Annotated in this window: 17 protein-coding genes and 1 pseudogene; 11 read left to right on the plus strand and 7 right to left on the minus strand. The window is 50.4% G+C overall.

Translation table 11 applies throughout. The annotated features are described in order from the left end of the window. From ACTG33_RS09975 to rpoS, 6 genes and pseudogenes are all read left to right on the plus strand, one after another. Positions 1–2,000: pseudogene (locus ACTG33_RS09975) on the plus strand (YgiQ family radical SAM protein); the annotation flags it as partial. A gap of 71 nt (positions 2,001–2,071) precedes the next feature. Continuing rightward, positions 2,072–3,124, plus strand: coding sequence for a tRNA pseudouridine(13) synthase TruD (gene truD / locus ACTG33_RS09980; protein ID WP_439135067.1), 1,053 nt, complete (start codon positions 2,072–2,074; stop codon positions 3,122–3,124). A 128-nt stretch (positions 3,125–3,252) separates the two neighbouring features. After that, positions 3,253–3,894 (plus strand): protein-L-isoaspartate(D-aspartate) O-methyltransferase, encoded by a 642-nt coding sequence (locus ACTG33_RS09985; RefSeq protein WP_439135083.1) that lies wholly within the window; start codon positions 3,253–3,255, stop codon positions 3,892–3,894. Positions 3,895–4,044: 150 nt separating this feature from the next. Next, positions 4,045–5,001, plus strand: a complete 957-nt coding sequence (locus ACTG33_RS09990) for a DUF368 domain-containing protein (RefSeq protein ID WP_439135068.1) — start codon at positions 4,045–4,047, stop codon at positions 4,999–5,001. Positions 5,002–5,309: 308 nt separating this feature from the next. Beyond that, positions 5,310–6,086, plus strand: a complete 777-nt coding sequence (locus ACTG33_RS09995; protein WP_439135069.1) for a peptidoglycan DD-metalloendopeptidase family protein — start codon at positions 5,310–5,312, stop codon at positions 6,084–6,086. Between the two features lie 149 nt (positions 6,087–6,235). Next, positions 6,236–7,261 (plus strand): RNA polymerase sigma factor RpoS, encoded by a 1,026-nt coding sequence (gene rpoS / locus ACTG33_RS10000; protein WP_439135070.1) that lies wholly within the window; start codon positions 6,236–6,238, stop codon positions 7,259–7,261. Positions 7,262–7,357: 96 nt separating this feature from the next. Here the strand turns inward: rpoS and fdxA are convergent, their stop codons facing one another. Both fdxA and mutS read right to left on the minus strand, forming a co-directional pair. Further along, positions 7,358–7,681 (minus strand): ferredoxin FdxA, encoded by a 324-nt coding sequence (gene fdxA, locus ACTG33_RS10005; RefSeq protein ID WP_439135071.1) that lies wholly within the window; start codon positions 7,679–7,681, stop codon positions 7,358–7,360. 277 nt (positions 7,682–7,958) lie between these two features. Then, complete coding sequence (mutS, locus tag ACTG33_RS10010; protein WP_439135072.1) at positions 7,959–10,652, minus strand: DNA mismatch repair protein MutS; 2,694 nt, start codon at positions 10,650–10,652, stop codon at positions 7,959–7,961. 99 nt (positions 10,653–10,751) lie between these two features. Here mutS and ACTG33_RS10015 point away from each other — a divergent pair, with 99 nt between their 5' ends. The 4 genes from ACTG33_RS10015 to ACTG33_RS10030 all read left to right on the plus strand — a co-directional run bounded on the left by ACTG33_RS10015 (position 10,752) and on the right by ACTG33_RS10030 (position 13,652). After that, entirely contained in the window at positions 10,752–11,246 is a 495-nt protein-coding gene (locus ACTG33_RS10015; protein ID WP_439135073.1) for a CinA family protein, read from the plus strand. A gap of 196 nt (positions 11,247–11,442) precedes the next feature. Further along, on the plus strand, positions 11,443–12,477 hold the full coding sequence (gene recA / locus ACTG33_RS10020) for a recombinase RecA (protein ID WP_439135074.1): 1,035 nt from the start codon (positions 11,443–11,445) through the stop codon (positions 12,475–12,477). Positions 12,478–12,655: 178 nt separating this feature from the next. Continuing rightward, complete coding sequence (locus ACTG33_RS10025) at positions 12,656–13,135, plus strand: regulatory protein RecX (RefSeq protein WP_439135075.1); 480 nt, start codon at positions 12,656–12,658, stop codon at positions 13,133–13,135. 250 nt (positions 13,136–13,385) lie between these two features. Then, the gene (locus ACTG33_RS10030; protein WP_439135076.1) at positions 13,386–13,652 is read left to right on the plus strand and encodes a YkgJ family cysteine cluster protein; all 267 of its coding nucleotides are present in this window, start codon (positions 13,386–13,388) and stop codon (positions 13,650–13,652) included. Here ACTG33_RS10030 and ACTG33_RS10035 read toward each other — a convergent pair. From ACTG33_RS10035 to ACTG33_RS10055, 5 genes are all read right to left on the minus strand, one after another. After that, positions 13,649–14,047, minus strand: coding sequence for a PilZ domain-containing protein (locus ACTG33_RS10035; protein WP_439135077.1), 399 nt, complete (start codon positions 14,045–14,047; stop codon positions 13,649–13,651). The two genes, ACTG33_RS10030 and ACTG33_RS10035, sit on opposite strands and share 4 nt — an antisense overlap. Then, entirely contained in the window at positions 14,044–15,840 is a 1,797-nt protein-coding gene (locus tag ACTG33_RS10040; RefSeq protein ID WP_439135078.1) for a DUF1631 family protein, read from the minus strand. The genes ACTG33_RS10035 and ACTG33_RS10040 overlap by 4 nt, the downstream gene beginning before the upstream one ends. Before the next feature lie 25 nt (positions 15,841–15,865). Further along, positions 15,866–16,519 carry a histidine phosphatase family protein gene (locus ACTG33_RS10045; RefSeq protein ID WP_439135079.1) on the minus strand — a complete coding sequence of 218 codons (654 nt, stop codon included), beginning with the start codon at positions 16,517–16,519 and terminating at the stop codon, positions 15,866–15,868. Between the two features lie 141 nt (positions 16,520–16,660). Then, positions 16,661–18,100, minus strand: coding sequence for a pyridoxal phosphate-dependent decarboxylase family protein (locus ACTG33_RS10050; protein ID WP_439135080.1), 1,440 nt, complete (start codon positions 18,098–18,100; stop codon positions 16,661–16,663). A 70-nt stretch (positions 18,101–18,170) separates the two neighbouring features. Then, positions 18,171–19,436, minus strand: coding sequence for a DUF819 family protein (locus ACTG33_RS10055; protein ID WP_439135081.1), 1,266 nt, complete (start codon positions 19,434–19,436; stop codon positions 18,171–18,173). A gap of 694 nt (positions 19,437–20,130) precedes the next feature. Between ACTG33_RS10055 and ACTG33_RS10060 the strand changes: the two genes are divergently transcribed. Beyond that, on the plus strand, positions 20,131–21,519 hold the full coding sequence (locus ACTG33_RS10060; protein ID WP_439135082.1) for a serine hydrolase domain-containing protein: 1,389 nt from the start codon (positions 20,131–20,133) through the stop codon (positions 21,517–21,519). The last annotated feature ends 210 nt before the right edge of the window (positions 21,520–21,729 follow it).

Consider the following 21,729-nt stretch of genomic DNA (forward strand, 5'->3'; position numbering starts at 1 on the left):
CAGCCAGATTGGCGCAGTGCAGAGGCGTTCAAGGCGTTGGGTAAACCCAATCTCTTTTTGGGGTCTCTGCGGGCAATATGGACTCGATGATCAACCGCTACACCGCTGATCTGAAGGTTCGCAATGACGATGCTTACACGCCAGATGGCGCACCGGGTAAACGTCCGGATCGTGCGGTCACCGTTTACAGTCAGCGTTGTAAAGAAGCCTATAAAGATGTGCCCATTGTATTGGGGGGTATCGAAGCCAGTTTGCGCCGCATTGCCCAGTACGACTACTGGAGTGATGAGGTTCGTCGTTCCGTACTGATCGACGCCACGGGCGATATTCTACTGTACGGCAACGCAGAGCGGGCGATTGCCGAAGTCGCTCACGAGCTTGCTCTGGGTAAGACCATTGATGATCTGAAAGACATTCGCGGCACGGCCGTTATGCGCAGTACCGTTCCTTCCGGTTGGACGGAAATCGATTCCACCCGTATTGATTGGCCACAGCATGTGGATGAAATTTCCAATCCTTATGAATTCGATGCAAAAGACGACGGCTCCTGCGCAAAGAAAGACGACCTGAAAGCAGACGAAGAGCAACCGGTACGCATTATCCCCATGCCTTTGCAGGGCAAAAGCGTGTGGGAGATGGAGAACACCTATATCCGCTTGCCGTCTTTTGAGAAAGTCAGCAAGGATGCGGTTCTGTATTCTCACGCGTCCCGTGTATTGCATCAGGAGTCCAATCCGCATAACGCACGCGTGCTGGTACAAAAACACGGTAACCGCGAGCTGTGGGTGAACCCACCGCCGATCCCTCTGGAAACCGAAGAGATGGACGGCGTATTTGCGTTGCCGTATCAACGCCGCCCGCATCCCAGCTATGGCGAAGCGAAGATTCCCGCGTATGACATGATTAAAACCTCGGTGAATATCATGCGAGGTTGTTTCGGTGGCTGTACCTTTTGTTCGATTACCGAGCACGAAGGTCGCGTGATCCAAAGCCGGTCACAAGAATCGGTTTTGAAAGAAATCGAAGCCATCACGGAAACGGTTCCGGGCTTTACCGGTACGATTTCAGATCTGGGTGGTCCTACCGCCAATATGTACCACCTGAACTGTAAAGATCCGATGATCCACGCCAACTGCCGTCGGTTATCTTGTGTGTTTCCGACCATCTGTAAAAACCTGGTGACCGATCACAGTCAAACCACGCAGCTTTACCGCAAGGCACGTGAGATCAAGGGCGTGAAGCGGGTGGCTATTGCATCTGGCTTGCGTTACGACCTGGCCGTGCGTGATCCGGAATACGTGAAAGAGCTGGTGACGCATCATGTGGGCGGCTACCTGAAAATCGCGCCGGAGCACAGCGAAATGGATACGCTGAACAAGATGATGAAGCCGGGAATGGATACTTATTACGACTTCAAGCGCATGTTTGATAAGTACTCCAAAGAGGCGGGCAAAGAACAGTATCTGATACCGTATTTCATCGCCGCGCACCCGGGCTGTGAAGATGATGACATGCTGAACCTGTCCCTGTGGCTGAAGAAAAACAAATTCCGTGTGGATCAGGTGCAGACTTTTTATCCTTCACCTATGTCATTGGCGACCGCGATGTACCACTCGGAGCGGGATCCGCTGCACAAGCTCAGCTACAAGAGTAAAAAGATTTACATTCCCCGTAAGCTGGAACAGCGCCGCCTGCAAAAAGCGTTTTTGCGTTATCACGACCCCAAAAACTGGGCTTTCCTGCGCAAAGCGTTGCTGGATATGAACCGTAAAGACTTGATCGGTGATGGCCCTAACCAGTTGATTCCCTGGGAAGATAAAATGCCGGGCCGCGGTAAGCAATACAGCGGCTATAACAAGGCTATTGGTGCTCAGGGACGCAGTGCAGGGGATGGCGTGGGTAAACCTAAAGCCCGCAAATCCACTGACAATCGACGTCCTGCGACGGCAAAAAAATCAAAAGGACAGGGTGGGCGTGGGCCCAAAGCCCGTCGTCGATAAGCAATTATCGACGACACACCCAGCCCAGGCTTACACAGCCACATGACTAACGATTTTCAGCAGGCTCCTTGATGTCCCATAGCGTTTCTTCTGGTCACTCTTCTCCCGATTACACTCTGGATTGGGCTTATGCCTATGGTGAACCGCAGGTCATGGGGGTGTTTCGACAAACTCCTGAAGACTTTCAGGTGGTTGAAAATCTGGGGTTTGAGTTAACCGGTCAGGGCGAACACGTTTACCTGCACATTGAAAAGCGCGGCGAAAATACGGCCTGGCTGGCTCGCCAGATTGCCCGTTTGGCGGGAGTGCAAAATAACGATGTGGGCTATGCCGGGTTAAAAGATCGCCATGCGGTCACTCGTCAATGGTTCAGTATTTATTTCCCCAAAGGTGAAGAGCCGAATTGGAAAGAGCTGGAAACAGAAACTACTCGTCTCCTCGAAGTCACCCGTCATAGCCAGAAGCTTCGTCGAGGCGCTCATCAAAGCAATCACTTTGTGATTCGTCTGCATCAGCTGGAAGGTGATCTGTCGGGGTTGAGCCAGCGGCTGAAACGGGTTGCCGCTGACGGTGTGCCCAATTATTTCGGCCTGCAACGCTTTGGTCATGGTGGCAATAACCTCAATGAGGCCAATCGAATTCTCGTCGAAGGTGGCCGTATCGGTAACCGACAGAAGCGCGGCATGATGCTCTCGGCTGCGCGCTCCTATCTGTTTAACCAGGTGCTCAGCGTGCGCATTAACGATGGGACGTGGAATACAGGGCTGGAAGGTGATGTTCTGACCGATGATGGCGCTTGTGGTACGGGTCCTCTCTGGGGGCGAGGCCGGCCGTTGGTGTCTGCTGAGTGTCTGGCTCTGGAAGAGAAAGTGTTGAGCAAGCCCGAGGGGTGGTGTGATGCGCTTGAGCATGTCGGATTGTCTCAGGAGCGACGTCCCTTATTATTGCGGCCTCAGCAGTTTGTCAGTCACCTTGAGGGGGCGACCCTGGAAGTCAGTTTCTCCTTGCCCCCCGGCACTTACGCCACCGCGGTATTGCGCGAGCTTTCTGTTTTGAACGACGTAAGTGGGCTGAATGATGCAAGTGGGTTGAAAGAGATGCCAGCGCAGGAGGATATGGTATAGTTCTTGGCTTGGGTGGATTGGGGATTGTTGTATCCACCGCTTTGCGGTTTATGGGGGCATGCTACAGGCCCTGATACTGTTATTACTGGGGGAATAGGGTGAGCAGCCTGCAACTACAAGGTATTGGCATGACCTCGCAGCGGACGAGGCAACGGTTGGTTGAACGCCTGATGGATCAAGGGGTAACCAATCACCAGGTGCTGGATGTTATGGGGGGAACCCCTCGGCACATCTTCCTGGATGAAGCGCTGTCACACAGAGCTTACGAAGACACATCGCTACCTATCGGCTACGGACAGACCTTGTCTCAGCCTTATATCGTCGCACGAATGACAGAAGTGTTAATTGGCGCCGCTGGCAAGTTGGAGCGTGTGCTGGAAGTGGGAACCGGTTCTGGATATCAGACCAGTGTTCTCGCGCAATTGGTGCCACAGGTCTACAGTGTGGAGCGTATCAAACCTCTGCAAGACAAGGCGCGAGATCGCTTGCGCAAAATCGGTTTGCGTAACGTCGAGCTGAAGCACGCAGACGGTGGTTTTGGCTGGCCGGAACGTGGTCCGTTTGATGGAATTTTGAGCACGGCTGCGCCGAGGGATGTTCCACCTGAGCTGCTGGAGCAGTTAGCGCCCGACGGGGTACTTGTCATCCCGGTGGGGGGCGTGGATCAGGAGCTGCGGTTGGTCATTCGGGATGGCGACAGTGACAACTTCGTCACTCAAGTGCTGGAACCCGTGAAATTTGTTCCTTTGTTGTCGGGCGTGACTCGCTAGGTACCAGAAACGAAGTCCAGACATAGGTATTGCCAGTCGGGTAGCTTTAACGTGATTTCGACAGCGAACTGAACAAACGCTGGTTAGGCGTGTCTGTAATCTCAACGTTTGTTTGGATGTAAACGCCGTTAAAACCAGAAGGGTGGTATTTTGAAGGATTCAGATAAAAAGGGATGGAGCCACTTCGGTTCTTTGTTTTTGCGCGGCATGGCAATGGGGGCCGCAGATGTGATACCCGGGGTTTCGGGTGGCACGATCGCTTTCATTACCGGTATCTATGCCGAACTAATTGATTCCCTGCGCCGCTGTGACCATCAGGCTATTAAGTGCCTGTTCCAGCAAGGCGTTCCTGCGATGTGGCGTCACATCAATGGTTCTTTCCTGGTCGCCGTTTTTGGTGGCATCTTCTTTAGTATTTTCTCTCTGGCCAAAGTGATGAGTCTTTGGTTGGAAGCTCAGCCGATTTTGGTGTGGTCTCTGTTCTTTGGACTCATTCTGGCGTCATCTTTTCTTTTGTTGAAACAAGTGGGACGCTGGAATCCAGCCCGTGTCTGCCTGGTGATACTCGGCATCATTTTGGCTTTAGCTGTGACCTGGCTGAAGCCGACTCACTTGCCGGAAGTCTGGTGGGTTATCTTGTTAGCCGGTATGGTGGCGATCTGCGCGATGATTCTGCCGGGTATTTCCGGCGGTTTCCTGTTGCTGATGATGGGGCTGTATTCAACCATCATCGGGGCTATTTCCCAGTTGAATTTTGGCTTGCTCCTGCCTTTTGCGGTGGGCTGCGCTATTGGATTGCTGCTCTTTTCTCATATTCTGAGTTGGCTTTTGCATCGCTACGAAGCGGGCACAATGGCTTTGTTGACCGGGTTTCTGATCGGTTCCCTGAATATTATCTGGCCCTGGAAGCAAACCCTCGAAACGGTCATTGATCGGCATGGAGAACTGGTGCCGTTGGTTCAGCAGAATATTCTTCCCAGCCAATATGCAGCAATCACTGGAGGCTCGGCTGAATTGCTTCCGGCTATTTTCATGGGATTGATGGGGCTTTTGGCGGTCGTGGGAATGGATTATCTGGCAGGTAAGAAACAGCTGTATTCCAGATAGTTGTACTTTTGATAAGCAGGAATGCGATCTACCACACTAATGTGACGCTGCAGGTATCAAATGTTGGCTGAGCACAAGAGTTGTGAAAAGTGACACAAAAAATGTCAGATACCGCAATGATGAAATGGGTTTCTGGCAACCCCCAATAAGGGGCTGATTCATCCAAAATCTCGGAAAAAATCGAAAAATGGTATGAAATAAGACTGTGATATGGAAAAGTTCTATACAGTTTTCACATAAAAATTAATGGCTGAAAGGTTTTTTGGTTATACATACCCACTTAATAACCGGCTCAAGAAGCGATTCGGATGACATCAGCAGTTCTTAAATCGACGTTCTTTGTTGGTAAGGTGTTCATAATATTGAGCACGCTTCTCTTTTTGTCTGCTTGCTCGGCAAATAGGGCTCCTGTTTCTGATCGAGGAGCGCTTCACAGTAATAAATTGACCTACCATATCGTATCCCGTGGGGAGACTTTGTATTCCATCGCTTGGCGCTATGGTGTGGACTACAAGGACCTTGCCCGACGTAATGGGATTAATCGCCAATTCACCATTTTCCCCGGCCAAAAAATCTACCTGAATGGCACTGCACCCAGAGCAAAAGCTTCGACTAAAGTCGTACAAGCTCCTGTGAGTAGTCCGTCTCCCCCCCGTTCAAAAACCACGACGAAACCCCGGGTGGCGCCAAAAACGCCTACAGTGTCGCATAGTAGTTTGAAGTGGCAGTGGCCAGCCCAGGGGAAAGTGCTGGCGGGGTTTTCATCACAAAAAAGCTTAAACAAGGGAGTTGATATTAATGGACGTTTGGGGGAATCTGTACTTGCGGCTGCCTCTGGAGTGGTTGTTTACGCTGGAAGTGGTATCCGCGGCTACGGCAAGCTACTGATCGTCAAGCACAATGAACATTACTTAAGTGCTTATGCACACAACAGTAAGTTATTGGTGCGAGAGAGGGAGAGTGTCAAAGCAGGTCAAAAAATTGCCGAAATAGGGAATAGTGGCACAGACCGCAGCAAACTGCATTTTGAGATTAGACGCGAAGGGAAACCGGTAGATCCTTTACAGTATTTACCGAAACGCTAAGAGATCAAGGTGCAAGGATTGATATAACTATAAATACGCTGTGCACAAAAAATTACAAAGTGTCCACTGAGGGTGAGAAGAGCCAGACAGTCCTGAATATTAGGACGGTCTGTTATGGAATGAAACCGAATACTCACGGGGCTAGAGACATGGCAGTACAGGAAGCAGTACCAGTAAAAAGCGAAGACGTTTTATCAGTTACTGAAAAACTGTTAGATGGGAAGAAGGCAAAAAAAGCCGCCAAGACTTCTGCGGAGAAGCCTGTTTCCAAAAGCACAACTTCAAAATCTCGCGCAAAGCGACCGGCAAGCATATCTGATCCAGACAAATTCCAGAAGACGCTGGATGCGACCCAGCTGTATCTCAACGAAATTGGTTTCTCACCTTTATTAACCGCCGAAGAGGAAGTGTACTTCTCACGTAAGTCTCTTCGTGGCTGTGAGGCCTCTCGCAAACGTATGATTGAAAGCAATCTGCGCTTGGTGGTCAAAATTGCTCGACGCTATGTCAATCGCGGCTTGGCGCTGCTGGACTTGATTGAAGAGGGTAACCTGGGCTTGATTCGCGCGGTGGAAAAATTTGATCCCGAGCGCGGTTTCCGCTTTTCAACCTATGCCACCTGGTGGATTCGTCAAACCATCGAGCGTGCAATCATGAATCAGACCCGCACCATCCGGTTGCCGATTCATGTGGTTAAAGAATTAAATGTCTATCTGCGTGCAGCCCGTGAGCTTGCTCAAAAGCTGGATCACGAGCCAACACCGGAAGAGATCGCCGACTTGTTGGACAAGCCGGTTGCAGATGTCCAGCGGATGCTGGGGCTCAACGAACGCGTAACGTCAATGGATGTTCCCATTGGTCAGTCTTCTGACAAGTCATTGGTAGATACCATTCCGGACCAACAGGTTTCTGATCCAGCGTCGTTGCTGCAAGACAGTGATCTGAGTGAAAGCATTGATGGCTGGTTGACTGAGTTAACCGAGAAGCAGCGTGAAGTGGTTGCTCGCCGGTTTGGCTTGCGGGGCTATGAAATGAGTACTCTGGAAGAGGTGGGTCGGGAAATCGGCTTGACTCGCGAGCGTGTACGTCAGATTCAGGTGGAAGCCTTGAAGCGTCTGCGGGACATTCTGGAGAAGCAGGGTTTGAACAGTGAAGCGCTCTTCGGCGCGATGTAGCAGTACTTTCATTCCTGCAGTATTAAGGATATAAAAAAACCGCAGCTTGCTGCGGTTTTTTATTGGGCGGATAAAGCTGAGCGGTTGGGCTCTTGTTTATCGCTCCAGATACTGCAACTTGTTCTCTACGCCATCCCACTCTTCGTGATCAGCAGGCGCGTCTTTTTTCTCGGTGATGTTTGGCCAGACTTCCGCCAGCTCAGCGTTCAGCTCCAGGTATACTTCCTGACCGGCTGGCAGCTCATCTTCGGAGAAGATAGCATCAGCAGGACATTCGGGCTCACACAGAGCACAATCGATACATTCATCAGGGTGGATAACCAAAAAGTTGGGACCTTCGTAGAAGCAATCCACTGGACACACTTCGACACAGTCGGTGTGCTTACATTTAATACAGTTATCCCCAACCACAAAAGTCATGGCGAAAGCTCCACTTGCTAATTTAGATTTTAATGCACACTGTGATTTTTGATACACATTAAGTGCGCTCAGGCTAATCCGGGATTGTACCAGCTTGGTTATCCGGGCGGGAGAGTTTATCAGATTAGATTAATTGGTTTTACTGTTTAATCCTCACGAACACGGAGAAGTGAAACTCATTATCATTTGTGGGTCGTGTTTGCGGGTCATAAGGTGAAGGTGAGCGAAGTGCAGGCATTTCAGGTATTTGTTTAAAGTGCCCGCACTCGCTTGGAGATCATTGAGAGAGCAGTTTCTTCAGTTGATAAAGTTGCTCCAGTGCCTGCCGTGGTGTCAGATCATCCGGGTCGATATCTTCCAAAGCTTCAACCGCAGGGTGTGGCGCGCTGGCACCAAACATATCTCCCTGAAAGGGATCATTAGTCGCCGATGTTGTTGAGCTGGATGATGTATCTGATGCGGATGCCGTCGATGGTGCCGCTGCCGCAGTTGTTACTGGATCTGGCGTGTTTTCAAGGACTGGAGATTCAGACACGGTGGTAGCGGGCACAGACTGAATCGCGCTTTTGGTCCCTTCGAGAATATCCAGTTGCTGCCGGGCCAGCGACACCACGTCGGCGGGAATGCCTGCAAGTTTCGCAACCTGTAAACCGTAACTTTTACTGGCTGGACCATCCTGAATATTGTGCAGGAACACGATGTTGTCGTTGTGTTCAGTGGCATCCAGGTGGATGTTCGCAGCATTGCTGTGGGTCTGTGGCAACTCAGTCAGTTCAAAGTAGTGAGTGGCAAACAAAGTAAAGGGTTTCACCTGTTCGGCCAACTTGGTGGCGCAAGCCCAGGCCAATGACAGCCCGTCAAAAGTACTGGTCCCGCGGCCAATTTCATCCATCAATACCAGACTGCGCTCGGTAGCGTTGTTGAGAATATTGGCGGTTTCGGTCATTTCCACCATAAACGTTGAGCGCCCGCCGGCCAGGTCATCCGAAGATCCGATACGGGTAAATATACGATCGACCATGCCGATGGAGGCTGCTTCTGCAGGAATGTAACTGCCGATATGAGCCAGTAGCGTGATCAACGCAGTTTGTCGCATGTACGTCGACTTACCGCCCATGTTCGGACCGGTAACGATCAGCATTTTGCGCTCGTCGTTAAAGGCCAGATCATTCGGTACAAAGGGGTGGTCGGATACTTTTTCGACCACGGGATGGCGACCGGCCTTGTAGGTAATGCCGGGTTCCTGCGCCAGGGTCGGGCAGGTGAAATTCAGGTTGTCAGCCCGTTCGGCGAGAGTCGACAAGACATCCAGCTCTGACACGGCCGCAGCAGCTTGCTGTAGAGGCTGTAACTGCTCATTCAGTCGCTCGATGATTTCTTCGTAGAGTGCTTTCTCACGACTGAGCGCACGGCTTTTGGCCGACAGAGCTTTATCTTCAAAGACTTTCAGCTCCGGGGTGATAAAGCGTTCAGCATTTTTCAGCGTTTGGCGACGAATATACTCGGTCGGAGCCTTGTCAGACATGGCACGGCTGATTTCAATGTAATAACCGTGTACGCGGTTGTAGCCAACCTTCAATGTGCTGATGCCTGTGCGCTCTTTCTCCTGAGTTTCCAGGTCGATCAAAAACTGACCGGCGTTGCTGCTGATGTTACGCAGTTCATCCAGCTCTTCGTCGTAACCTTCGGCAATCACGCCGCCCTCACGGATAACAACCGGTGGGTTTTCGCAGATGGCGCGCTCTAGCAGATTTTCCAGATCCGGGAAGGTGCCAATACTGTTGGCCAGCTCGGCCAGATGTGGGGCGGACAGGCTTTTCATCTGCCCCTGTAATTCGGGGTAGGTGCTGAGAGAGGTGTACAAACGTGACAAATCCCGTGGACGGGCAGAGCGTAGTGCCAGTCGACCGAGAATTCTCTCCAGGTCACCAATGCGTTTCAGGCTTTGGCGAATGGGTTCAAACTGGTAATTTTCCAACAGGTTGGTAATGGCGCCCTGACGAGCCTTAAGGGTGCTGAGTTCTCTCAGGGGGCGGTTTAGCCAACGTCTTAGCAAGCGGCCGCCCATGGCAGTGGAAGAGGTGTTCAGTACGTCAAACAGCGTGTTCTCATCACCACCGTTTAAATTGATGTCCAGTTCCAGATTGCGGCGGGTGGCGGCGTCCATGGCAACGGCTTCATCACGATTCTCACCACTGATGGCGTTGATATGAGGCAGCGCGGTGCGTTGAGTTTCCTGAGCGTAGGACAATAGACAGCCCGCGGCTGCTAGAGCGATGGTCATGTGGTCGCAGCCGAAGCCGGCCAGGTCTTGAGTGCCGAATTGTTGGGTCAGCAGCCGCTGGGCGGTTTCCAGTTCGAACTCCCAGGGTGCGCGACGGCGCAGGCCGCGACGCTTTTCCAGAATTTCAGGGCTGATCAGGTCTTCAGAGACCAGTAACTCTGCCGGGTTGAGGCGTTGTAATTCGCCCAGAGCTGCATCCAGTCCCTGAACCTCCAATACCTGAAAGCGACCGGAGCCAATATCCATCGTGGCAAAACCGAAAGTATCTTCGAGGACATGCAGAGCGACCAGCAAGTTGTCGCGACTTTCATCGAGTAAGGACTCATCGCTGACGGTCCCCGGCGTCACAATGCGAACGACCTTGCGCTCAACCGGTCCTTTGCTAGTGGCAGGATCACCGATTTGTTCGCAGATCGCGACAGAAACCCCTTTACGCACCAGCTTGGCGAGGTAGCCATCCGCTGCATGAAACGGGATGCCGGCCATGGGGATAGGCTCGCCGTCGGACTTACCGCGAGCGGTTAAAGTCACGTCCAGCAGCTCAGAAGCCCGTTTTGCGTCGTCGTAGAACAGCTCATAGAAGTCGCCCATGCGGTAAAATACCAATTCGTGTGGATGCTCAGCCTTGATCTTTAAATACTGCTGCATCATGGGGGTGTGCTTCTGGGGCTGGTCGGTTTTTGGCATAATTCGAAGTCTGAAATCCGGTCGGAGGGCAAAAGCGATATTCTACGTGAATGCGGCCGGACAGGTGAAGGCCGCGAAGGTCTCAATTAAGGATTAAATATGAGCTCAGAAACACTCGCATTGTGCGAGGAGATTGGTCAGGAGCTGAAAGCCCGCCAGTGGCGCATAGGTACTGCGGAATCCTGTACCGGTGGCCTGCTGGCTGCAGCCATCACTGATGTGGCCGGTAGCTCCGGTTGGTTTGATGAAGGTCTGGTGACCTATGCGAATGCCAGTAAGCAGCGCCTGTTGTCGGTGTCCCCTGAAGTTCTGCAATCAGATGGCGCTGTCAGTCAGCCGGTGGTTGAGGCCATGGTGAAGGGCGTTCTGGCCAGAGGGGCCGATGTGGCTGTGGCGACCAGTGGAATCGCCGGGCCTGAGGGTGGTTCAGAGGAAAAACCTGTGGGTTCGGTCTGGTTTGCCTGGGCTTTAGCCGGTAAGGTCAGCAGTGAGTTCAGAGTTTTTTCTGGGGACCGGATGGCTGTGCGGACAAAGGCAACTGAGTTTGCGTTGCGTCAATTACTCCAGATTCTTAAGGCCGATTCTTCCGCTTGATCGCCTGAATCAGATTGAGTCGGGCCAAATCAAAAAGCACTGTACAAAAAAATAGTACTGTTTTCTTGTACAGTAAAAATAAATGTGCTTCAATGCATTCAACAATTCAGAATTAATCAGTTTGGGCTAGGCAGGTGTCGAAATGACACTGCTGCTCGTTACAGTATTAAATCCATCCAATATGAAGGGGTGACTCATGGATCAGAACAAAGAAAAAGCATTGCAGGCCGCTTTAAGCCAGATCGAGCGTCAATTTGGCAAGGGCACTGTCATGCGCATGGGCGATAAGGAGCGTGTACGCATTCCGTCCATTTCTACCGGTTCTTTAGGTTTGGATGTCGCTCTGGGTATTGGTGGTCTGCCGAAAGGTCGCATTGTTGAGATTTACGGTCCTGAATCCTCCGGTAAAACAACCCTGACGTTACAGGCCATCGCCGAAGCGCAGAAAGCGGGTGGTACCTGTGCTTTTATCGATGCGGAGCATGCTCTGGATCCTATCTACGCTGAAAAACTGGGCGTTAATGTTGATGATCTGATTGTTTCCCAGCCCGATACAGGTGAGCAGGCTCTGGAAGTTGCGGACATGCTGGTACGCTCAGGTGCCATTGACGTGATCGTAGTGGACTCCGTTGCGGCCCTAACGCCGAAGGCTGAAATTGAAGGTGAGATGGGTGACCATCACGTTGGCTTGCAGGCGCGTTTGATGTCTCAGGCGTTGCGTAAAATCACCGGTAATATTAAAAATGCCAATTGCCTGTGTATCTTTATTAACCAGATCCGTATGAAGATCGGTGTAATGTTCGGCAACCCCGAAACGACCACAGGCGGTAATGCTCTGAAATTTTACTCGTCTGTGCGTTTGGATATCCGTCGTATTGGCGCTGTTAAAGAGGGTGACGAGGTCGTCGGTTCTGAGACTCGAGTGAAAGTCGTTAAGAACAAGGTGGCACCGCCATTTACCCAGACAGAATTTCAGATCATGTACGGTAAAGGTATTAACCGCATGGGCGAAGTGATCGACTTTGGCGTCAAGCTGGGGCTGATCGACAAAGCTGGTGCCTGGTACAGTTATCAAGGCGACAAGATTGGTCAAGGTAAAAGCAATGTGGGTAAATACCTGAAAGAAAACCCTGAAATTGCATCCACCATTGAGGCTGAAATCCGCAGACAGTTGTTGCCTCAGGATGGCCCTGTCGAAGAGGTTGCTGAAGCAGAGGGCGCTGAAGCTTAAATCTCGCGAAAAAGTCAGGATGCCGCGCAGCGATAGCGTATTTTGCTGTCAGGCATCTTGGCTTTTTACGTGCCAGTCGAATTGTTTTCATGAATCGCAAATCGTAATACGTCGAAATTGACCCTTTACGATCTGTACAATCCTCTCAATATTAAAGCAACCCACTCGGTGATGTCTGATGAATCAGTCTCAGGCGCCGGAACAGGTCGCCACCTACCGTCAAATTCGCTGGACTGCCATGGATATTCTCGCTCGTCGGGAACATTCACGTCGGGAACTTCAGCAAAAACTGTCCCTGCGATATCCGGAATCCGCCAATCTCATTGAAGAAGTTATTTGTGATCTGCAGATGGAATTGCTGCAATCTGATGAGCGTTTCACAGAAGCTTATGTGGCCATGCGTCGTCGTAAGGGTTATGGCCCGCAGCGTTTACAGATGGAGCTGAGAGAAAAAGGAATAGAACAGAGCCTTGTTGTAGAGGAGCTGAGTAAACCTGAACTTGACTGGTTTGCTCAGGCCGAGAGTGTACTAAGAAAGAAGTTTCAGGAGCCTGCCGGTGGTATGAAGGAACGGGCCAAACAAATCCGTTTTCTGCAATATCGGGGATTTGCGCATGAGCATATCCAAGAAGCTATGAGAACTGGCAACTGCCTGTAACGCCAGCTCAGCAACCACGTCTTGATCTAAACCTTGTGTTTAAGTCCTTGCGCTATACCTTGTGTTTAAGTCGTGCACTAAGAGCTGTAGTTGGACTGTAGTTGAGCTGTAGTTGGACTGTAGTTGGACTGTAGTTGAGTTGTAGTTGCACTGTAGTTTCAGGAAGAGAGTTCAGGTATGGTCATCTTCCCGGGGCTGGCTCGATATCAATCTTCCGCCTGTCTTATGTCTTTTAATCGTGGTGAAGTCTATGGAGTGCAGAAAAGCGTGTGGTATGTGCTGTATTGCACCCTCTATTTCCCAAGCGATTCCCGGTATGCCCCAGGGGAAAAAAGCCGGTGAGAAATGTGTAAATCTGGATCCGGTCACTTTTAACTGTCGGATATGGGGTTCAGACGAGTACCCTGATTTTTGTCGAGGGTTTCAGCCTGAAGAGGCGTTTTGCGGTCAGACCCGTGAAGAAGCTGAGAAAATCCTGACGTTTCTTGAGTCTTCAACGCACCCCGACCGAACTTAGTCATCGAACTCTGAGCCCGAGGACAGGCGTCGTGCCATCAAGGCTTTCCAGGCGGGAAGCAATGTGTCATCGGATTCTAAGATCGCCAAGCCTACAGTCCAGAGGGGGATATTATCGTCTTCCTGGAAGTTGAGGTTTTCACGGCACCACTTAACTTCGGCAACCAAATTAAAGGCTTTGGGTTCATCTTCCAGTTGGATTGCAATTTGATGGATGCATCCCGCTGTAAGGGGCTCATTCACAACCAGTTGGAGTCCATTAGCCGATATGTCCAGACTCTGACTGATTAAAATCTCGGCAGGTTGTTGGCCTTCATAACTGCCTCCATCAATTTCGATAAAAACGGTTTCCTGGCGATGAAGTCGATATTCCTGCCGTTGATCGGTTTGCTTCATGATAGGGGTTTCCTCAATCCTCGAACCACTTTTTCCAGGCTGTTTTCAAACTTATCGCCTTGGCTCAGTATTATTATTTGTTTTTTTGCAATGAGCTCAATCAGTTGAGCGGATGAGTAGTCGGCAATGCGCTGTCCGAGCCGATCTGTAAAAATAAACTTGTCGCTGTTTTGCAGTTTGACCGACAACTTTATCTCCACGCTTTCTGTGCTGCTCTGTTGCCATCGCATCCAGGCACCTACATTCAGCTGAGAGATTTGTTCTTGCAGGGCCTGGCGTAGATTATCGCTGACCTCTGGGAGTTTGTCGGCTTTTTGAGTGAGATCTTTAGCTTCTTTTTGTGCCTTTAATGCCGCTTTTTGTTTTTCTTCGGAAATAGCTCGATGCTGTTCCGCCTGAAGGTGTTTCTGATGATGCTTATCCAGTCGTTGTAATGTAGTGCGCAACGCTTGTGCGTAGAGCTGACGGGTGTTGAGCGGGAGAATGCTTTTTGATGTCAATCCTACGGAAAATTCATCAAAGGTATATTCCGCCAGCTTTTGTCCACTGTATTTTGTGATTAACAGGCTATTCTGTTGAGGGTGTTTTCGAACCAGCTTCCCTTTCTGGATGTTTTGAATCTCCTGACGAAAAAAGAACCAGTCGCCCTCGTTGATGTGGGATATATCCTGTTCAATGCTTTGACTGAGAACAATCGGGGATGTTGCGTCTGGAGATGAAGCCAGTATGTCTGGAAAAGGAACGGTGGCTATTGGTGTGGATGTCAGAGCTTGCAAAAAATAATGTTGAAGGCTGGCAGCAAAATCGGGGTACTGATCAGCCTTTGGCAGTCCACGCCAGTAGCTGTCATCCAGTTTTTCGATTAAGGGCGAAAGCAGGGTGGCGACTTTGGTTTGGTGGCTTTCACTATCACTGGTTTGAAAGGCCCAGGAAAAGATCTGCAGCAAGCGTTTCCATTTTTTCCAGAGTTCACAGTCTACGCCTTCATGGATCAGTATGTACTGCAAATCGCTGATCAGCGTGCTTTGGATGAACGCGATTACATCTTCAGGCAAGGGGCGGTGAGAGAGCCTGCGACCAATAAATTCAAGAACGGTATTTCTGACCGACTCCAGCACATCCGTTCCGGATGCGGTCTCAAGAAGACGCTGTTCGACTTTGCGGCTACGTTGGTGGTCTTCGTCAATAATATTTTCCAGTTGGCTGGAGTAGCAATCAACCAGCTGCGTCGAGTTGATGTCCAGCGATGCGAGGTCGTGGCTTAATGCCACTAGCCAGTCTGCAAATGCTTTGCCTTTTTTTCCCGCAGCGGGTTCCCAAATGGCTAATTGACGATAGAGGTTCTGAATCAATCGACAAAATGGGTGGTTGGCCGTAATGGCGATATCTGGCCTCGTGAGCAAACGGCAGCTAATTTGTAAACTTAATTTACGGCTAAGATGAGTAATACTGACGTGTGGTTTGGTCTGAGACAGTAATTCAGAAATCAGAAGATCAACAAAAAGCAGAGCAGGCTGAGTGTCTCGCGCCAGTTGTAGTGGAGGGCTTTGCGCCTGTAAATAGCCACGAAGGATGAGTTTGTCATCCGGTAACGTGTCAGCGCTGGGTTCATCCGCTGTGTTTGATACCGCTGACAGGTTTTGAATCTCTGCCAACAGGGCTTCGGCCGTTACCGTGTTTTCACTTGCCGTTGAATAGCTGTTCGGGTGGTTTGATAGCAGGCGAAGAGCCTGGAAAAGACTCTGAGTGTGGCCTTTGAGAATTTGAGTAATAGGCAGTGCGGTTGTGGTCATGAAAATCCATGGGTGTCGCGTGAATTTATTTCGCCTCAGTTTCCAGTAAGTGTGACGTGATATTGAAAGATGGCAAGCTGCGAGTCGCCAGACACAATTCAGCAATGCCGGTGTTGCTCATATTGTAATTCAGCCATTGAGTGGTGTCGTTGGCCAGATAGTGTGCCAGAGTCACCGCAATGGCAACGCCGTGTGAAACAATGGCAACTTTGGCCCCTGCGTGTTCTTGAATGATTTCTTCAACCGCTTCCACCATGCGCTGACGGACCATGTTCTGCGATTCGCCGTTGGGTGGAGTAAAGTCCGGTTCATCACGGAGGCGAGCGGCCACAGCCATCTTCCCCTGCAAATCGTCAAATGAGGTATTTTCCCAGTCGCCAAGGTGAAATTCCATCAGGCGAGGATCCAGAGATACAGGAAGCTGGTGTGCGTCGGCGATGGCTTGAGCGGTTAGACGTGTGCGCAGTAAGGGACTGGCAATGATGACATCCGGCTGCATGTAATGATGGAAGTTCTGCCCCAGTTGCGAGGCTTGCAGGTGTCCGGTATCAGTCAGTTCCGTGTCAGTGTGACCGTGCCAGACACGATTCACATTGGCATACGTCTGTGCGTGGCGGACAAAAACCAGCTTTGACGGGAGGTTCTCAGGGGTATAGAGCGTGTCAGCAGCATAGGACATTGATGTCATTCTCTGAATAAATTGTGATCAGCATACCCATGGCGCTGGGTGAGGTGTATGTTGATCGATTTTACACAGGGACGAGAATTCAGCAATGTTTGGCGCCACAGATCTTATGGATTCAAGGGCGCCATATCAGGCCTAGCTTTTACGTGATTGCCGTTTGATGTACCAATTCAGCAGTTTTTCCAGAATACCTTGCGGGGCTTGTTCACCATCAATCTGGGCCTCTTCGGCCAGGTTGACTTGCCCTCCACCGGCTTGATACATGCTCGCGTAGATATCCAGTACCTTCTTCTTAACCAGTCCTCTCAGGGGAATATGGGCCATCATGCCATAGGTGGCGGCACCGCCTTGTTCGGCCAGCTCCGGGTTGGCCTTAACGATAGCAACACACTCTTTTAGATCTGTCAGGTATTGGTCAACGACATTCAGGTGGTGTGCTGTCACCATGGCGTGCAGACCCGCTGGTTTCTGGTTGCGATTTACCTGCCAGCCTTTCTTGTCCATTTGATCGCCGACAGCATAGATGTTGACTTCGGGATCAACAGATTGATAGGCAAACAGAGGTCCCTGTGGATTGCCCATAATAGCCAGTTCTGGGATCTGCTCTACGCCTCGCTTCATCGTGTTGATGGCTTCGAGTGTATCGGCTGCCAGCCGACGATATCCATCTTCCCCAAAGTATTGCAGTGTGGCCCAGGCGGCAGAATAAGCACCTCCAGGACGAGTGCCGAGCAGGGCAGAAGAGGCAAACACGCCTCCGGGCCAGTCCTGATGGACAAACATTTGATGTTTTAAATATTCCAGATTGCGGTAGGTGATGGTGGAAGCGCCTTTTGCGGCAAAACCATATTTGTGAATGTCTGCCGAAATCGAGGTCACACCGGGAACACGGTAATCCCACAGCGGGAGGTCTTCGCCATTCATTTCGAAGAACGGCAGGATAAAACCGCCGACGCAGGCGTCTACGTGCAATGGAATCTTGTGTTTTTGTGCCATGGCACCCATGGCTTCAATCGGGTCAATGGTGCCGTGAGGGTATTCTGGTGCGCTGCCCAGCAGCATGACCGTATTGCGATTGATCAGCTTTTCCATTTTCTTGAGGTCTGGTGTCAGGTCATCAAGTAATGGCACTAATCGTATTTTGACCCCGAAGTATTCTGACGCTTTAAACCAGGCAACATGAGCTGATTCAGGGATGACCATTTCCGGTTTCTTAATTCCACGATTGGTCTTGGCCATATCACGATAGGTTTTAACCGCCATCAGGCAGCTTTCGGTGCCTCCAGAAGTAATGACGCCACAGACTTCTTCCGGTCCATTTAACAGACTGGCGGTGGCGCTGATCACTTCAGTCTCAAAGGTTTTCAGGCTTTTGAATGCGGTGGGGTTGAGGCCGTTTTCACAGGCAAAGCTGTGATAGGCGTCTTTCAGAAACTGTGAGTGATCTTCGTTTAGGTAATAGACCAGACTCCACACCTTGCCGTCTTTGTAATTGGGATCTTCAGCTTTGAAGCTGTCCAGTTGCTGGATAATGTCGTTGGCTGGACGACCTTGTGACGGAATAGGCTTGTGCATAGAGACCTCTGTGTCATAGACCTGCCTTTCAGGCGAGGTGTTTGGATAATTCTGTTAAGAGCGATACGACTTAGGATGATTGTAAAAACAGTGCCAGGCTGATGCCGAGGTAGTTACCGAGTGCGTAACCTATGATGCCGGTGGTCATACCTGAGAGTATCAGCGATGAATTGTTTAGAGCTTTCGCCATGAGAGGCACAAAAGGCGGACTGCAAATGGCGGCAACGGAAGTCACCATGAAGGTATCGCTATCCACTTTGAAGCAACGGCAAAGCAGGGCATGCAAGGTAATGCTGCCAATAATCGTGACACCGATAAAAACCAGGATCATTGGATCTACAGCCATCAGGCTGTTGATGTCGGCCATGGACGCTACTGTGAAACAAAAAACGTATACCCAGTACATGCCCAGCTTGTAAGCCAGTTGGAGGCGACGAACCGCAGGAATAAACGACACGGCTATTCCCAGAGTGGTTAGCAGTATGATCACCAGAGCGCCGGATGTGTGCAATCCAAGTTGCTGTTCTACTAACTGGCTAAGCAATAAGGCCGACCCCACGATCACGCCGCACAGCGCAAAGGCTTTCAACAGTTCCGGAAGGTTCCGGTAGCGCAATAAGGGTTCGTAGTTGTCATTGTAGTTGTCATCGTAGTTGCCATGGTAGCTGTCATGGTAGTTATGACCATAGTTATCCGGGTCACGGTCAGATTTGGAGGACTGATTCAGAGCGTCTTGGGGATCAGTATCAGCTGAAACTTCTACTGGCGTAACAACTCTGCCGGGGAGCAGTTTACGAAAGACGGGTATGGCCACCGTTAACATCAGAATCAAATAGCCAGCTCCCAGTACAGTGTCGAGACTGTGGAAAACCAGATAGCTTTCGTGAGGAATCGCCAGGCCGGCTTTGATTGCGGCCAGATTGGGTGTGCCGCCGGTATAGACGCCCACGGACATGGCGGCCAACTGCGAATATTCCTGAACCTGCCCGCTGCCATTGGGGCTGGAAATCGATAGATAGAAAAGCACAGTGGCCAACGTCACCACAGACACTGTTGCCAGCAGCATTGAGATAATGGCCTTGCCGGCTACCCGTAACCACAGTGCGACATTGAGCGTCATCATTAGCAGCGGCAGAGCAATGGCAATGGTGCCTTCACTCAACTGTTTTTGCACTGGCAGAACGGTATCCGGGATCAGGCCACTGTTCCCGAGAATTAAGCCTGCGCCATAGCACAAAGCCACAGCTCCAAGCTTTTGAGCCCAGCGGTAGTGAGAGCAGGCCCATAAAATCGGGATGGGTATCAGTAAGAAAAATACAGCGATAACGATATTCATGTCGTAGGCAAAGCCCTTGTTATTGTTTGAAGCCTTATGAATAGTGCGCTGTCGTTTACTGAGTGTCGATACACAGCTTTCGGCTTTTTCTTTAGTTGGTACAATAGTACCATTTAAAAAAGATAAGAAAAGGTAGTTTGTGGCCAGCGTCTCTGTTCAGACCTGTTTCAGTGGGTGGGATTGGTTTTTATGGTTACCGAAGGCTTGAATCCGGGGTGCAAAAAAAATCGTTTAGGCCAGAAGCTTTTGATAGATGGCATAAACCAGATAGCCCCAGAGGAGTATCAGGATAATCAAAGACCAGGGACGGCGCTTTTCCGAGGTTTCAGATGAGTTTTTGGCTGTTGTCACATGAGCGGATCCACACGCAGGACAGCGTCCTTGCGGGAACTTTCGCCCTTTAAAACTGCAGTCGTGACATTGGTACGCCATGAGGATGGATCCTTTCGATGAAAATAGCGACACTGTATCCCTATGCCATCTGGCAGTAAAGTAAGAGCCCTAAGCTTGGGGTTCAAACTGGACAAACTGAAAGAGTCGAAACCCGTACCAGAAGGTTTTTCAGCCCCCTTTTTTTAGAACTCTTTTTACAGAACCCTTTTTCAGCACGATAGTGAACATGAAAAATGATAATGCCGAAAGTCACAGATCGCTGTTCTGAGGCTTGATAACGGATGTTTGATAAGGAAACGATGTGAGAAAAATTCTACTGACGCTGACAACGATCGCTATAACCCTGGTTGTAGTGGCTTCTTTTGCAGGCATTACACCAACGTATCTGGTAAATGCGCCAGCCATGTTAACGGGCATGGGGGCCAAGTTGGGATGTTCCGGTCATTACGTTACAGGGCTTTCCCAGCAGCAATCTTTTAAGGATCTTCAGTCGTATTCGCCGGTCCTTAAACTGGTGGATCTGGAATTTGATGATGCTACACGCCGTGTTAATGCCGACTTGTGGGGGCTGGGTTCCGCTACGGCTCAATACCGTCCTGGTCTGGGATGCACGTTGTCAATCGGTTCTACAGAAGCGCTTAACCAGCTTGCGGGGACTTTATCAGACACAGAAGAGAAGCGTTTTAATCCAGAAGTCTGGCCTAAAGGTGATGCAGTACCGGCTGTTCGTCCTGAACTGCAGAGCCAGTTGGATGAGTTGCTGTCACAGGATAATCAGCAGGGACTGCAAACCCGAGCATTATTGGTGGTTCAAGACGGTCAGTTGCTGGCTGAGAGTTATGCGCCCGGGTTTGATCAACATTCGAGATTGCTGGGTTGGTCAATGGCAAAGAGCGTGACGTCTTTGATGATGGGGCATTTGGAAATGACGGGTGAGCTGGATTTTGACCAGCAGCCGGTGTTTGAAGAGTGGGCCGACGATGAGCGCCGAAACATCCACTGGCGTGACTTGATGCATATGAGCAGCGGTTTGAACTTCCCCGAAGTGTATGAGCCAGGGGCGGGAGCTACAGATATGTTGTTTACCGTGCATCGTGGCTCGGATTTACCCCTTGAGGCTGAGCTGATTCATCCTCCGGGAGATGTCTTTGAATATTCTTCGGGAACCACGAACCTGATGTCTCGTAAATTGTTTGAGGCTACCGGAGGTAAAGCGGAGAGCAATCTGAAATATTTGCAAAAGAACCTGGTTGAGCCTTTAGGCCTGCGAGATTTTGTGTTTGAGCCCGATCCCAGTGGCATTTTCGTCGGCAGTTCTTATTTGTATGCCAGTGCCCGTGATTGGGCTCGTATTGGTCAGTTGATGCTGAATCGCGGTGAGCTCAATGGTTATCGATTGGTGTCAGAAGAATGGGTGCATCGAGCCTTGCAACCCAATCAATCTGATAACACCCGAAGTTATGGCTATCAATTCTGGTTGAATCGTGGCGATGATTCGCCTCGCTGGAAAGATTTACCGGCAGACAGTTTTGCCGCTCTGGGAAACCGTAAACAAGTAGTGATGGTTATTCCTTCAAAAAATGCGGTGATCGTTCGTTTGGGTTGGACATCGGAGCGCTATCCAACCAGTAAGAATATGTCAGAGATTTTGTCCTGGATGGACTCTGACCGTCTTTCGGTCCGTAACTAATTCCATCAGATACTAAGAGGGCTTGCAGTTTGTTGTCTGATATCCATAGGCTCTTGCTATGGCTTTGATCGCAACTGCAAGCTAGGGTCGCTGACGTGGGTGAGTTATAATTTATTCCTTGATGTTTTATCGCATTGTTCGTGCTGAAAAGCGGTCCGCGCCTGACCCAGAGTGATTTATAACAGAACGATGTATACCAGAACGACGTAT

Origin of the sequence: Pseudomaricurvus sp., from assembly GCF_965662505.1 — a bacterium.
GTDB lineage: Bacteria > Pseudomonadota > Gammaproteobacteria > Pseudomonadales > Cellvibrionaceae > Pseudomaricurvus.